Below are 14,989 nucleotides of genomic sequence, written 5' to 3'. Positions count from 1 at the left end.
GTCAACAGTCAACAGTCAACAGTCAACAGTCAACAGTCAACAGTCAACAGTCAACAGTCAACAGTCAACAGTCAACAATCATGTATGAGTGCAACCGGAAGTGATATGATTAACCGGATTTGATATGACTCGCTGGTCTCTCCCTCTAAGATTATAAAATCTACTAATTTCAACTACCAATTTAAATTACTTTTAGGACGAATATGTTTCCTAAACCCCTCAATCGTTTGGTTACAAAAATTATCGGCAAAGTTCCATTACAAACGGTGCTCGTGGTTCCTTTTTTAGTGCAAATTGTCGGCACGGTTGGAGTTGTAGGTTGGCTATCTTTCCAAAACGGTCAGCGGGCAGTCAACGATGTTGCCGCTCAGTTGCGAGAAGAAATTAGCGATCGCATCAAAGACCGCATGGAAAATTATATGTCAATTCCCCACATTGTCAATCACCTGAACGTTCAAGGCATAAAATTGGGGCAGTTGAACCTAGAAGAAAAGCAAAAACTCGAACATCATTTTCTCGAACAAATTCAATATTTTGATTCTATCAGCATCATTTACACAGGCAAAGAAAATGGAGAACACTCTGGAGCAATCCGCACTAAAAATGGGATTTTGATATCGGCTGCTGACAGCTCTACTGGCAATAAGTTAGCTCGATATACTGCGGACTCTCAGGGAAACCGCGTTCAATTAGTGCAAATTTCACCCAATATTTACGACCCGCGAACTCGCCCTTGGTACATAGCTGCCGCTGCGAGCAAAAAACCTATTTGGACTCCAATTTATACGGATTTTTTGACGAGGGAACTGGCAATTACTGCTGCTTTGCCTATCTACGACGACGCTGGCAAATTGTTAGGAGTAGCTGGTAGCGATTTGCTCTTTTCCCGAATCAAAGAATTTCTCGTCAGCCTCAAAATTGGCAAGTCGGGGCAAACTTTTGTGATGGAGCGATCGGGGATGTTAATTGCTACTTCAACCTCGAGTCCAGAATTCGTGGTGGAAGGTAAAGAAACCAGACGTATTAAAGCTTCAGAAAGCGAGAATCCGGTAATTCGCCAAACTGCACAACATTTAGAGAAATCCTACGATAGCTTAGCTAAAATTAATAATTCTCAACAACTTACTTTTGATGTTGATGGCCAGCGAAATTTTATTCAGGTAGCTCCTTTTAAAGACGATCGAGGGTTGGATTGGCTGATTGTAGTAGTTGTACCAGAGTCTGACTTTATGGAGCAAATTAACCTCAACACGCGCACGACTTTTTTACTGTCGCTTGCAGCATTGATGGGGGCGACAATCCTGGGGATTCTTACTGCTAAATGGGTTGTTCAGCCGATTTTAAGATTAAATGCGGCGGCGAAAGCTTTGGCCCGGAATGAATGGGATACAAAACTCACTCTGAATCGCGAAGATGAACTCGGAGAACTTGCCACTGCTTTTAACAGCATGGCCGAGCAATTGCAGCATTCATTTACTTCTCTCTCGGAAAGCGAAAACCGAGTAAAACAATTTTTCAATGCAGTACCGCTAGGGATTTTTATTGCAGATCCCAACGGTCAACCTTACTACATTAATCCTACCGGAGAGCAACTTTTATCTCAAGGAATTGTACCAACAAATTCCGAAAGTTTACGTCAATCCTACCGAGTTTATTTAGCGGGTACTCAGGAAATTTATCCGGCGGAACGCGACCCAATTTTAAATGCTTTGCAGGGTAAAAGTGTAACTGTTGATGATATTGAAATCTCCTCGACTGACAAAACTGTTCCCCTGCAAGTTTGGGGAACTCCTATTTATGACGCTCAAGGAAATATTATCTACGCGATGTGCGCTTTTCAAGATATTACAGAACGCAAACTAGCGGAGAAAGTATTAAAGGAATACAACGACAATTTAGCAGTGCAAGTTGCAGAACGTACCGCCGATCTTGCCAAGGCAAAAGAAAAGTTTTCTAAAGCTTTTCGTTTAAGTCCTAATGCGATTACCCTGACTAGAATTAGCGATGGTCGCCACATAGAAGCCAATGAGAGCTTTTGTCGAATGATGGGTTACAGTCACGAAGAAATTATTGGAAAAACAGCGGTTGAACTCAATTTCTGGGCGAGTTTGGGAGAGCGCGATCGCATGATTCAAATGTTAAAGAATAAGACGGCTCTTCACAACTATGAGCTGAGGTTTCGCAATAAAAGTGGTACAGAAAGAACGGCACTGCTGTCGATAGAAACCATCGATATTGACGGAGAAGCTTGTTTCTTGTCGATTTCTAGCGATATTACCGAGCGCCAAAAAGCAGAAACTGCCCTCCGGGAAGCAGAAGAAAAGTACCGCAACATTTATGAAAATGCTTTGAATGGAATTTTTCAAACTGCTATTGACGGGAAATATATCAGCGCTAACCCCGCTTTAGCTAACATCTACGGTTACGACTCGCCTGCAGAATTAATAGCAGCACAGCCGAATTTCCATAACCAGCTTTACGTGAAACCCAACCGTCGCGAAGAATTTGCAGCGCTGATGAACGAGTACGGGATACTATCAAACTTTGAATCGGAAATTTCCCGCAAAGATGGCAGTATAATCTGGATTTCGGAAAATTGTCGCGCTGCCTGCGATGAAGCAGGAAATCTACTTTACTACGAAGGTTTTATTAAAGATATTACTGATAACAAACAAGCGGAAATCAAACTGCAGCAGGCGAAAGAAGCGGCCGAAGCGGCAAACAAAGCGAAGAGTACCTTTCTCGCCAATATGAGCCACGAATTACGATCGCCCCTGAACGCGGTCATCGGCTTTGCTCAAGTCATGATCCGCAGTAAAACGTTGTCTCAGGAAAATCAAGAAGATGTTGCAATTATCCTGCGGAGTGGGGAACATTTACTGGCTTTAATTAACCAAGTTTTAGACTTGTCAAAAATCGAAGCAGGACGCACGACGATTAATGAAAAAAGCTTCGATTTGTACCAAGTCATAGACGATTTAGAAGATATGTTTGCTCTCAAAGCTGAGCAAAAAGGTTTGCAATTAATCTTCGACAGAGACGCAGAAGTTCCCCATTACATTTGTACTGATGAAGTTAAATTGCGCCAAGTTTTAATTAATTTGCTCAATAATGCAATTAAATTTACTTCAGAAGGGGGAGTGTCGATGCAAGTCAAAGGAGGAAAACGGAATATACATAAAAACAGCACTGACCAATTGCCGGGCCGCTACTGGCTGCATTTTGAAGTTCAAGATACTGGTGCAGGCATTGCTGCTGAGGAAATCCATCAGTTGTTTGAAGCATTCGTGCAGACGAAAACAGGTAAAGATTCTCAGGAAGGAACGGGTTTAGGTTTAGCTATTAGCCGCCAGTTCGTGCAATTAATGGGAGGTGAAATTACTGTTAGCAGCGAGATCGGAAAGGGTGCAGTATTTCAGTTTGACATTCAAGTTCATCTGGTTGAAGCTAGTGATATTGAAAGCAAAAAAACTCAACGCCGAGTTGTTGCCCTCGAACCGAATCAGCCGAGTTATCGCTTGCTAATTGTGGACGACAAACCTTTGAACCGCCAACTGTTGGTAAAACTTCTCAGTCCACTCGGATTTGAGTTGAGAGAAGCGAATAACGGTAAAGAAGCGGTTGATATTTTTATGGAGTGGGAACCGCATCTGATTTGGATGGACATGAGAATGCCTGTGATGGACGGCTATGAGGCAACGAAACAGATTAAAACTACAACTGGCGGGCAAGCAACGGCGATTGTGGCCCTAACTGCTAGCGTTTTGGAGGAAGAACGGGCGGTGATTCTTTCGGCGGGTTGCGATGATTTTATGCGGAAACCGTTCCGCGAGGAGGATATCTTTGTGGCAATGGGAAAACATTTAGGAGTACGCTATATTTATGAAGATCCAACCGCAGTAAGTGCCGGAGGTGTAGAGGAGTCAAGTCAGGATGTGCTGACACCGCAGGCTTTCGCTTCTCTTTCTCCAGACTGGATGGCCCTATTCAAGCAAAGTATTTTGAGTGTGGACATGGAGGCGATCGCAACTTCGATCGCACAAATCGGCACTGTCAATCCCTCTCTTGCGGGCAAGCTTCAAGATTGCATTAATAATTTTGAATATGACAGAATTTTGAACATAATCGAACTCAGCGACAAACAGTAAATACCCGATGACTTCAACTTCCCCTAAAACCAATCGAGCTAATATTTTAGTAGTGGACGATACGCCAGAAAACCTGCGGCTGCTGGCAGGAATTTTGAGCGAAAAAGGCTATCAAGTTCGCCCGGTACCCAATGGCAAGCTAGCATTGTCTGCGGCTCAAAAAATACCCCCGGATCTAGTGCTGCTGGATATTATGATGCCGGAAATGGACGGCTATCAAGTTTGCCAGCAACTCAAAGCTTCTGAAATTACAAAAGACATTCCTGTTATTTTTATTAGTGCGATCAATGACGTGCTGGATAAAGTTAAAGCTTTTGGAGTTGGCGGAGTTGACTTTATTACTAAACCGTTTCAGGTTGAAGAAGTTTTAGCCCGGATAGAAACTCATTTAAAAATTTGTTCACTGCAACAAACTTTGCAAGAAAAAAATCAAGATTTAGCAACGGCCATCCACCAACTGCAAGCCACCCAAGAGCATTTGATCCAATCGGAAAAAATGGCAGCCCTGGGACAACTGATTGCCGGCATTGCCCACGAAATCAATACCCCCCTGGGCATTATAGGTTCTTCTGTTAATAATATATCTAATTTTTCCGACGAGTTTTTAGAAAAATTTCTTCAAATTTATCAAGAACTTTCTGAGGAAAGCAAAGCTTATTTTTTAGCTTTACTGTACAGAGCCACCCATCAAGAAGTTTTATTCACAAGCAGAGAGAAGCGGAAATTTAAGCAGCAGTTGAGGGGGGATTTGATGGCAGAATCGGTTGAAAAATCTGATGAAATTGCGGATACTTTAGTTGACATGGAAATCTACGAAAACATCAAAGAGTTCTTGCCGCTTTTTAAATCGCCGGATTGCGAAGTAGTTTTAAATAGTGCCTACCAGTTTGCGAGCTTTAAAAAAAGTATTAGCCTGATCCAAAGAGCGACAGCGAAGTCTGGGAAAGTTGTATTTGCATTAAAAACTTACGCTCATTTTGATAGCCAACCAGAAAAAGTCCAGGCGAACTTGCACGATGGCATTGAAACGGTGTTAACTCTTTATCAAAATCAACTGAAACACGGTATAGAAGTAGTTAAAAATTATGGAGATTTACCCCAAATTATGTGCTATCCCGATGACTTAAATCAAGTTTGGACGAATCTCGTTCATAATGCCCTGCAAGCAATGGATTATAAAGGTATTTTGACGATTGAAACTCGGCAGCAAGAAGCAAATATTTTACTCAAGTTTACTGATAACGGTAAAGGTATTCCCTCAGAAGTTATTCCCAAAATTTTTCAGCCATTTTTTACGACTAAATCGGCGGGCGAAGGTAGCGGTTTGGGATTGGATATTGTGAGAAAAATTGTGGAAAAACACGAAGGCACAATTGCTGTAGATTCTGTACCGGGGCAGACAACTTTTACAGTCTCGCTGCCAATTTATTAAACAAAACTTACCTGCAGGAGGCTGATTCCCTCTGACGGAAAGCATCCAGGATGCAAGCCCCCGGATTCATCCGTCCAGAAATAAAAAACCTGTATCCGATAAACAAACGCCCGAATTTATCCGTGGGGTCAATGCTTCAATTCTTTAATCTAAAATCTAAAATCTAAAATCGATTGACACTCGTTGCTGTCTCGTTGACAAATACAAGATTTATTAGGAGAAACCGGGTTTATCTTCGGAAGTCCTATTAAAATAAGATAGGGGACAGATATCCTGCATCTTTGCCCGAAATCTATAACGTAAAAGCAAGTCATGTCGGTAAACCTACTAAAATTTAAGCAGAGAGCAAAAGATGAATAAGCCTATAATTCTTTGCGTTGATGATGAACCAGATATCTTGAATACTCTCAAGATCCAGCTAAAAAATGAATTTAAGAATGATTACTTTTATGAATTAGCTGAAAGTGGTGATGAAGCTTTAGATCTACTTGAGGAGTTTCAAGAAGAAGCTCAGGTGATTGTGGTTGTTTCTGATTGGCTGATGCCGGGAATTAAAGGTGACGAACTTTTAATTAAAGTTCACCAAAAATATCCTAAAATTATTAAGGTGATGTTGACGGGTCAAGCGGATGCAGCGGCAGTTCAGCGGGCAGTAGAAGAAGCAGATTTATACTGTTGTTTGTACAAACCCTGGCAAAGCAAAGACTTAATAGAGACTATAAAATCTGGGCTGGCTAAGTTATGAAAAAACCTGTGATTGTTTGTATTGATGATGAACCTGACGTTTTGAACAGTTTAAAGATTGAACTGAAAAAGGCGATCGGCGATCGGTGTATAATTGAAACCGCTGAAGGGGGGGCTGATGCTTTAGAGTTGCTGGCAGATTTGCAGGCAGATGAATACGAGATTGCTTTGGTGCTTTCCGATTATATCATGCCGGATATTAAAGGGGATGAACTGCTCAGAAGAATTCACGAAAGCTCGCCGGAGACGCTGACTATTATGCTAACTGGGCAAGCAGATTTGGAAGCCCTTAGTAATGCTATTAAGTATGCGAAATTGTACCGTTATATTCCTAAACCTTGGCAAAATGAAGACTTAAAATTAACGGTTGTAGAAGCAGTTCACAGTTATTTGCAAGATCAAAAGTTAACAGATGAAATTCATAAGCGCCAAGAAGTAAACGAGGAGTTAAAGCTAGTAAATGAGGCCCTGTCGGCGAGTGAAAGCCGCCTGAGTCAATTTTTAGAAGCTTTGCCAGTGGGGGTATCTGTTTATCATCCCGATGGCTCGATCGCCTATTTCAACCAGGCAGCGCGGGATTTGCTGGGTGCAGACACTATCCCGGAAAGCACTGCGGAACAATTAGCTGCCACTTATCAACTTTATGTTGCCAATACTGATGAGCTTTACCCGCCGGATAATCTGCCAATTTTGCGGGCTCTCAAAGGAGAATCTGTTAAGGTTGACGATGTAGAAATCCGTCAAGATGGCAAAAGAATTGCGATCGAGATCAATACCACGCCGATTTTTGACGCTAGCGGAAATATTGTTTATGCGATCGCAGCTTTTCAAGATATTAGCGATCGCAAACAAGCCGAAAAAATACTAGCAGATTACCACCACACCTTAGAAGCCCAAATTGACGAACGCACAGAACAACTGCAACAAGCCGCCTTAGCTGCTGAAGCAGCAAACAAAGCTAAAAGCACGTTTATTGCCAATATGAGCCACGAGTTACGCACCCCTCTCAATTCTATACTCGGCTTTGCACAAATCATGGAACCCAGCCCGGATCTTACTGTCGAAAACCGAGAAAATATGAGAATTATTCGCCGTAGTGGCGAACACTTGCTCACCTTGATCAATGAAGTCTTAGATTTGTCAAAAATCGAAGCGGGGCGGATGACACTCAACCCGAAAAATTTCGACCTCTACCGCTTGCTTGACGATTTGCAAGATATGTTTCAACTGCGGGTACATAATGAAGAATTGCAGTTGCATTTCCAGCGCGATGCTGACGTTCCTCAGTACGTGCGTACCGATGATATTAAACTGCGCCAAGTGCTGATTAATCTTCTGAGTAATGCGATTAAGTTTACGCAAACAGGCGACATCATCTTAAGAGTTATAAAGTTAGAAAGATCGGGATTTCTGGATTTATTGGAGAGTCCCACAGCTTGCTTTGATACCACAAGAACTATTCGGGATTTTTCGAGAACTAGCAGTGAGTTTGTACAGGTTGAATGGAGCGATGAGGCTGATGATTCAACAGTGCCGGATTTTTTCCTTCTCTTTGAAATTGAAGATACAGGAGTTGGCATTGCTCCCGAAGAATTGGGCGATATTTTTAAGGCTTTTGTGCAAACCGCTTCCGGTCAAAAAATTCAGAAAGGCACGGGTTTAGGATTGAAGCTCAGCCGTCAATTTGTCCGCCTGATGGGAGGAGAAATTGTCGTAGAAAGTCAACTGGAACTCGGCACGACTTTTAAATTTGAAATTCCTGTCGGTGCGGTTTATGCTGCCGATATTCCTGATCCGCAACTTAAGCGCGAAGTTACTGGGTTGGAACCCAATCAACCGTGCTACCGGATTTTAATTGTGGACGATCGCGAAGACAACCGCCAACTTTTAGTCAAAATGCTTTCTCCTTTAGGTTTCGGGGTTGAACAAGCCACCAACGGCCAGGAAGCCATAGAAATGTGGGAAAATTGGCATCCGCACTTAATTTTGATGGATGTGCGAATGCCAGTGATGGACGGCTACGAAGCTACTAAACAAATTAAGGCCAGAATCAAGCAGAGAGAGCAAGAGCAGCAAGGAAAGGGCGAAATGAATATTTCCCATCCCGACTCCCCGATTCCAAAGATTATTGCTTTGACAGCTAGTACAATTGAAGGAAGGCAAGCGTTTGCTTTATTGGTCGGCTGCGACGATTTTATTAGCAAACCTTTCCGCAAAACAGATATATTTGATACCCTCACCAAACATTTGGGGGTGAAGTATGTCTACTCTAACTCAACGGACTTGATCTCAATAGGCGATCGAAATAATTTATCGGACTCGCTCCCTAATGCTGCGCTTGCTTATTTACCTAGACTTCCTGCAGAATGGATAGACAACATGAAGCAGGTAATCCGCAGTGCTGATTTTGACTTAATTGTCAGGACAATCGACGAAATAAGGGAGCCTCATCCTGAATTGGCGGAAATTCTCCAGGGTCATCTCGATAATTTTGATTACCAGAAAATTCTCAATTTAATTGCCGAGGCGGAGGAATCAGATCATGCAGATGAAGGCGGAACAAACTGAAAACTATCAAGCCGATATTTTAGTAGTTGACGATACGCCAGATAATCTGCGTTTGTTGATTAGAATTTTGCAAAAAACTGGCTATAAAGTTCGACCTGTTACTAATGGTTTTGCGGCGTTAGATGCTATTCAATCTAGCGCACCCGATTTAATTTTACTCGATATTATGATGCCGGATATTGACGGCTACGAACTATGTAAAAAATTAAAAGCATCGCAATTTAGGGAAATCCCCATCATTTTTCTCAGCGCCCTAGAAGAAGGAATAAATAAAGCAAAAGCTTTTGAAGTGGGCGGAGCAGATTATATCACAAAGCCTTTTCAGGTGAAAGAAGTATTGGCGCGAGTGAGCAATCAACTTACTGTGCGTTCATTGCAAATCCAATTGCAAGAAAAAAATCAAAAATTGACCGCTCAAAATGTCCAGTTACACCAGGAAATCGCAGAACGCCGCCAGGTTGAAATGGAAACGAGATTGCTGCTGCAGGCGACTCAAGCTATTAGCAAATCTGAGGATTTTGAGTCGGCTATAGATGTGATTTTAGGTTTAATTTGCCAAACTATTGAATGGAATCTGGGCGAAGCTTGGATTCCTTGCAGTGAGGGCTTTTTAAATTGCGCTACAGGCAGGTACGTCAGTGACTTGAGTTTTGCCCAATTCCGACAAACAAGTTGGCAGTTGACTTTTGCTCCCGGTGTGGGACTCCCTGGTAGGATTTGGCAGTCGCAGCAGTCTGAATGGATCGAGGATGTTTCTACTGCACCGGAACAAGTTTTTTTACGAGCGGAAATTGCGCGGAATGTGGGATTGAAAGCGGCTTTTGGGGTGCCAATTGTGGCGGACAATCAAGTGTTAGCTATTTTGATTTTTTATCGCGAAAAAGTCCTGAAATGTCAGCCGCGCTTGTTGGAATTAGTGAGCGCCGTTGCTACGCAGCTTGGTTCGTTGATTCAGCGAAAACAAGCTGAAGCTGCGCTGAAAGTGCAGCAAGGACAAACAGAGAAATTGCTGCTGAATATTTTACCGAAACCTATTGCAGATCGCTTGCAAAAAGAGCGAAAGTTGATAGCAGATCATTTTGATGATGTGAGCGTATTGTTTGCTGATTTGGTGGGTTTTACAGAGTTTTCGGCTCACAAAACTCCGACGCAGTTAGTGGAAATTTTGAACGGGATTTTCTCGGAGTTTGATAGGTTGTCTGAGTTGCACGGGTTGGAAAAGATTAAGACTATTGGGGATGCTTACATGGTGGTTGGGGGTTTGCCGACGCCGCAGGAGGATCACTCGGAGGCGATCGCACTTTTAGCTTTGGAGATGCAGGCAGCTTTGAGGAGGTTTAATGCCAAAATGGGAGAAAGTTTTCAATTGCGGATCGGAATTCACAGCGGTTCGGTGGTGGCGGGAATTATTGGTATTAGCAAATTTAGCTATGATTTGTGGGGGGATACTGTTAATGTTGCTTCACGCATGGAGTCGAATGGATTGCCTGGTAAAATTCAAGTGACGGCGCCCACTTACGAGCGTTTGAAAGAGCAGTTTGTTTTGGAAGAACGAGGCTATATCCCCATTAAAGGTAAAGGAAGAATGCTGACTTACTGGTTAATTGAAGAAAAAAGTAAATCTTTGTGATTTTTCGAGGTCAATTTCAATTAATATTAAAATTAGATTTAATTTGCACTTTCTGGAGGGCTAATCCTTTGCAAACAGTTGAAACAAAATCGCCGACAGCATTGAAAAGAGTCCTGGTTATTTTAATATCACTGCTAGCAGTAGCGGTACTGTCGATCGCTACTTTTATCGCTATACCAGGAGAAAAAACCATGTTTGCTGGAAAAAGACCTGCCAATATCGGCATTGTGTCAGGAAAACTCGCAGCGTGCCCGAGTTCCCCCAACTGCGTCAGCAGCTTCAGTCAAGATGCCGAACACAAAATTGAGCCTTTGGCATACACTTCGTCCCAGAGTGAAGCGATGGTAAAGCTCAAAGGCGCGATCGACTCCTATGGAAAAACTAAAATAATCACGGCAACTGATAATTACCTCTATGCGGAGTTCACCAGTGCTTTGATGGGGTTTGTTGATGACGTTGAATTTTTGGTAGATGATGGGGCGAAAGTGATCCATGTGCGATCGGCTTCGCGTCTGGGAGAGTCGGATTTGGGAGTTAACCGCAAACGGATAGAAGCTATCAGAACTCAATTCAATCAACTCTGAACTGAAAATTTCTAGCTTTCCGCAAGCCCCTCTCCTGCAGGGCGGTTTGATTATCCGTAGGGGCAAACCCCCCGTGGTTGCCCCGATATTTGAAACACGGATTCCCTCATCCGTGGAGGGGGTAGGCACGGGGGCGCTACCCCTACAAAACGATGATTTCCCTTCATCCGTGGAGGGGGTAGGCACGGGGGCGCTACCCCTACAAAACGATGATTTCCCTGAGAATAAAACAGCTCTGCCCTCTCCTGCAAGATGAGGGGCTTTGATATTTGGGTCTTACTATGTAATGTTGATTTTTAACCACCTACTTAACAATTATTAACAGTAGGCACACCGCAAAAGAAAAGGAGTATGCAGCAGGGGGAGTAGGACACGGCATTGCTGTGTCCCTACGGTTGGCTTTGAGTTTTAATACTTGTTATAAGATTGACGATTGTAGGGTTTTACAATATTTAAAATAGCTGAGCGCGCTAGCACAGAAAAAGAGATGCCGTAGTATTCCTATAGTATTAAACCACCTAAATTATACACTTCTGACTTTAGGGAGAGGGAAGTTAGCGAATTAATTTCTACTATTAATTTAAGTAGAGCAAAGAGGAAAAAACACATGGCCCTTCAAAAATTAGCAGAATTTTATCCGAATTATCAGGAAGAAATCTTTGCGGGAGACGACATCAAGGGATTTGATGTTTACGCTGGCGACTCTGATGAAAAAGTAGGCACCGTTTATGACGCTTTGGTTGATGACACTGGCCGTTTCCGCTATCTGGTAATTGACACCGGTATTTGGATTTTTGGCAAAAAAGTATTGTTGCCAATCGGTTCGGCTCGCTTCGACTACGGAGCCCATCGGGTCTACGCAACAGGCCTTCGCAGCAAAGCTCAAGCAGAACAATTGCCGGCTTACAATGATTTAGAAGCAGTAGATTACGATCGCGAAGAACAGGTAAGAGGCGTCTACCGCAATCAAGGAACTGCCGCTGCAAGCACTGCCACTCCTGCTAGCTACGATCGCGGCAGCTACAGCTACGATATCGACCGCCCCCTCTACGAAACCAACGAACAGCAGCACCAAAATCTCAAGCTTTATGAAGAACGCTTGATTGCCAACAAACACCGCGCAAAAACAGGCGAAGTAGCAGTTGGCAAGCGCGTGGAAACTGAAACAGCGCGAGCTTCAGTACCCATTGAAAAAGAACGAGTTGTAATCGATCGAGTAACCCCGGTAGAAGCGGGTCGAGTAGTTTCAGTCGGTGAGGCTGACTTCCAATCAGGGGAAGTTGCACGCATGGAAGTCTACGAAGAAACGGCCGACATTCACAAGGAAGCTTTCGTCCGGGAAGAAGTCAACGTCAGAAAAGAAGTTGTTCGCAGCACGGTTGAGGGCGAAGAAACCTTGCGTCGTGAAGAATTAGACGTTAAGACTGATGGAACTGCGGTTGTAGATAATAAAAATCCAAAGATATAAACCAACCGCAACAGGTATTGCATAGGAATTGCGCCTTAATGACATAATTCTGTCACCGCGCAGGTTTGATTGAATTGGTAGCGATCGCGCAATTCCTATGTGAGGGGCGGGGGGGTACAAAACTTGTCTAGTTTTGGCAAGGTTTATGCACTTTCCCCGCCTTTACCAATTTCCCCTTACCAATTCATAATAAAAATCCCTAAGCAGGAAAGTTTAAAAAATGAACGGTCAAGCATCAGCAGAAAAGATAGCAACTGCCAAATCAATAACCCGTCTCAACCGGGTGCCTGAAAAGGTCAGAACTAAGCTAAAAAGTTTTACCGTCAAAGACAACCAAGGTCACTTAGTAGGCAAAGTTAAAGATGTCTATTTTGATGCTAACGGTCAGTTAAACTTTGTGGTTGCCGGGCTAGGTAGCGACAATCCCCGCATTTTTTTATTAAGTGTTAAGCTGCTCAAAAAAGTCGATTATCACCAAAAAGCGCTGTTTGTAACTATTAATTCGGAGCAAGTCGATCTGCTCCCGGTAGTTTCGGCAAATGGCGGGCATCCGTATTTAGAAAATGCCTCTGAACCGGATAGTGAATTTAGCAACAGTGAGTCAACAAATCCCTCAAAAGTTATGTCAAATCTAACAGATGCCGATCTCACAAATGCAGATTTGGAGACAGATCAGGATGAGGAAAACTTCGATATTGTCGATCAAGAAGTAATTCGCCTGCTAGAAGAACGATTGGTGATCAATCGCAGCAAGCGCAAAGTCGGCGAAGTCATAGTGCGTAAAGAAATTGAAACTCGGATGGTACAAGTACCCATCCAGTGGGAAAAGCTGATTGTCGAACAAGTCGGCGACGATCCGAAGGTGTTGGCAGAAATAGATTTAGGCCAGGGAAACATCACCGGTATAGATTTGACCGAGATTAAGACCGATCGCCAAGAACCGACAGTTAAGGCGGAATTTACCTCTGTGCAGAAAGCTAGCAAAATCTTAAATTCGATCGCCTCTCAACCCCGTCACGGTTGCGTCAAAGTCCGCCTAGAACTCGTTCTGGAAGACAAGCAACTTGAGGATACTTACCAAAAATGGATGACGGAACACCACTCAGAGAGTTAAAATATTCGTCCTTTTCCGTGTAGATTTTAGCTATTAGCGAGAAACTTAAATCTAACAGGGGACTGTGGCGACTCGTGCTGGGGAGAAAGTTCACCGCCATCTACTAAGATCGTGTTCGGTAAATTAACCGTAATTTTGGTAGGGGCGGGTTCACCAATATCTATAATATAAGCCGGAGATGCGTAAACCCGCCCCGACCGGGATATTTAAATTTTTAGCGATCGACCTCTAGACAAAATTGTACCGACTTGCGGTAAAATTGTGGTGGTCAAATTTAAAAGTATTTGAAAATGCCCAGCACAATCTCCGACATTAAAGTAAAAACGATCGCAGGCGAAGACAAGCAGCTAGGAGAGTACGCTGGCCAGGTACTCTTGATAGTTAATGTAGCTTCCAAATGTGGCTATACACCTCAATACAAAGGACTCGAAGAATTGAGCCAGAAGTACAGCGCGGCTGGACTCCGTGTTTTAGGATTTCCCTGCAACGACTTCGGAGGTCAAGAACCCGGAAGTAATCCAGAAATCGTCAATTTCTGTACTACCAAATACGGCGTCACCTTTGAATTATTTGACAAAGTACGCGCTAAAGGCACTCAGCAGCACCCGCTATACGCTAAGCTTACGAGTGCAGTCGATCCCAAGGGTGAGGTTGCGTGGAATTTTGAGAAATTCTTAGTTAGCAAACAGGGTGAAGTGGTTGCCAGATTCCGCAGCAGTGTTGGCCCCGATTCACCAGAACTAATCGCTGCTATCGATCGAGAATTGGCCAAATAAAAAGTTCGGCAACTAAGCAGTTTACAGGATTTAACGGATTTAACGGATGGAGGTTTAGGGAAGAGGGAAGAAATTAATTGGCTTTTTTTCTAATAAGTTGAAAGCTTATTTTTTTCTCTTCCCCATTGTTTGCAAGCACTCAGCAATTAAGAAATACCGATGATAGGATTTAATTGGAGAACTGTTTAATTTAATGGAAAATACATCGGGATTAGATTTAGTTGTAGGTGTACTTGCCTTCGCAATTCTGGCAGGTGGTCTGGCCATGCTATTTGTAGGCATGGCATCGTTTCCTAAAGAAAAATAACAATACTAGGACTTACTCAGGAATGAGAATTAAATAAGCTGTTCGGCATTTAAAGGACTTGCGTAAGGTGCGTCAGCATCTAAGGTTTTCCGTTTCAGCGTAAGGGTTCGCGAATGACGCACCCTACTAGCCTCGTTACTGGTTTAAATGCTCCACAGCTTAACTTCCACAAGTTTGTGGGATGGGCGAGACGCCCATCCCACAATAACAATTAAAAT

At 43.2% G+C, this 14,989-nt stretch carries 10 protein-coding genes; 9 read left to right on the top strand and 1 reads right to left on the bottom strand.

The features are described 5' to 3' along the window. Nucleotides 1-203 precede the first annotated feature (203 nt). The 9 genes from QUA00_RS22025 to QUA00_RS21985 all read left to right on the top strand — a co-directional run bounded on the left by QUA00_RS22025 (nt 204) and on the right by QUA00_RS21985 (nt 14,464). Nucleotides 204-4,148, top strand: a complete 3,945-nt coding sequence (locus QUA00_RS22025) for a PAS domain S-box protein (RefSeq protein ID WP_333411119.1) — start codon at nt 204-206, stop codon at nt 4,146-4,148. Nucleotides 4,149-4,155: 7 nt separating this feature from the next. Further along, nucleotides 4,156-5,580 (top strand): response regulator, encoded by a 1,425-nt coding sequence (locus QUA00_RS22020; protein ID WP_333143471.1) that lies wholly within the window; start codon nt 4,156-4,158, stop codon nt 5,578-5,580. A gap of 352 nt (nt 5,581-5,932) precedes the next feature. Beyond that, the gene (locus QUA00_RS22015) at nt 5,933-6,325 is read left to right on the top strand and encodes a response regulator (RefSeq protein ID WP_333143472.1); all 393 of its coding nucleotides are present in this window, start codon (nt 5,933-5,935) and stop codon (nt 6,323-6,325) included. An 8-nt stretch (nt 6,326-6,333) separates the two neighbouring features. After that, nucleotides 6,334-8,892 (top strand): response regulator, encoded by a 2,559-nt coding sequence (locus QUA00_RS22010; RefSeq protein WP_333143473.1) that lies wholly within the window; start codon nt 6,334-6,336, stop codon nt 8,890-8,892. Next, nucleotides 8,867-10,522, top strand: a complete 1,656-nt coding sequence (locus QUA00_RS22005) for an adenylate/guanylate cyclase domain-containing protein (RefSeq protein ID WP_333143474.1) — start codon at nt 8,867-8,869, stop codon at nt 10,520-10,522. Before QUA00_RS22010 ends, QUA00_RS22005 begins: the two co-directional genes overlap by 26 nt. A gap of 68 nt (nt 10,523-10,590) precedes the next feature. Next, nucleotides 10,591-11,106 carry a DUF1499 domain-containing protein gene (locus tag QUA00_RS22000; RefSeq protein WP_333143475.1) on the top strand — a complete coding sequence of 172 codons (516 nt, stop codon included), beginning with the start codon at nt 10,591-10,593 and terminating at the stop codon, nt 11,104-11,106. A 607-nt stretch (nt 11,107-11,713) separates the two neighbouring features. Next, on the top strand, nt 11,714-12,574 hold the full coding sequence (locus QUA00_RS21995) for a DUF2382 domain-containing protein (protein ID WP_333143476.1): 861 nt from the start codon (nt 11,714-11,716) through the stop codon (nt 12,572-12,574). A gap of 220 nt (nt 12,575-12,794) precedes the next feature. Further along, on the top strand, nt 12,795-13,688 hold the full coding sequence (locus QUA00_RS21990) for a DUF2382 domain-containing protein (protein WP_333143477.1): 894 nt from the start codon (nt 12,795-12,797) through the stop codon (nt 13,686-13,688). A gap of 290 nt (nt 13,689-13,978) precedes the next feature. Beyond that, nucleotides 13,979-14,464, top strand: a complete 486-nt coding sequence (locus QUA00_RS21985; protein ID WP_333105758.1) for a glutathione peroxidase — start codon at nt 13,979-13,981, stop codon at nt 14,462-14,464. Between the two features lie 105 nt (nt 14,465-14,569). Here the strand turns inward: QUA00_RS21985 and QUA00_RS21980 are convergent, their stop codons facing one another. Then, nucleotides 14,570-14,746 carry a hypothetical protein gene (locus QUA00_RS21980; protein ID WP_333411118.1) on the bottom strand — a complete coding sequence of 59 codons (177 nt, stop codon included), beginning with the start codon at nt 14,744-14,746 and terminating at the stop codon, nt 14,570-14,572. Nucleotides 14,747-14,989 lie beyond the last annotated feature (243 nt).

This window comes from Microcoleus sp. T2B6 (assembly GCF_036700475.1).
GTDB lineage: Bacteria > Cyanobacteriota > Cyanobacteriia > Cyanobacteriales > Microcoleaceae > Microcoleus.
Note: the sequence above shows the minus strand (reverse complement) of the source record. Positions and strands in the feature narration are given on the sequence as shown.

Bases quoted from the DNA above. Each gene is read 5' to 3' on its own strand.
- QUA00_RS21980 (WP_333411118.1), bottom strand. From the start codon at position 14,746: ATGCCTACAAATAGCATGGCCAGACCACCTGCCAGAATTGCGAAGGCA.
- QUA00_RS22025 (WP_333411119.1), top strand. From the start codon at position 204: ATGTTTCCTAAACCCCTCAATCGTTTGGTTACAAAAATTATCGGCAAA.
- QUA00_RS21985 (WP_333105758.1), top strand. From the start codon at position 13,979: ATGCCCAGCACAATCTCCGACATTAAAGTAAAAACGATCGCAGGCGAA.
- QUA00_RS22005 (WP_333143474.1), top strand. From the start codon at position 8,867: ATGCAGATGAAGGCGGAACAAACTGAAAACTATCAAGCCGATATTTTA.
- QUA00_RS22020 (WP_333143471.1), top strand. From the start codon at position 4,156: ATGACTTCAACTTCCCCTAAAACCAATCGAGCTAATATTTTAGTAGTG.
- QUA00_RS21990 (WP_333143477.1), top strand. From the start codon at position 12,795: ATGAACGGTCAAGCATCAGCAGAAAAGATAGCAACTGCCAAATCAATA.
- QUA00_RS22015 (WP_333143472.1), top strand. From the start codon at position 5,933: ATGAATAAGCCTATAATTCTTTGCGTTGATGATGAACCAGATATCTTG.
- QUA00_RS21995 (WP_333143476.1), top strand. From the start codon at position 11,714: ATGGCCCTTCAAAAATTAGCAGAATTTTATCCGAATTATCAGGAAGAA.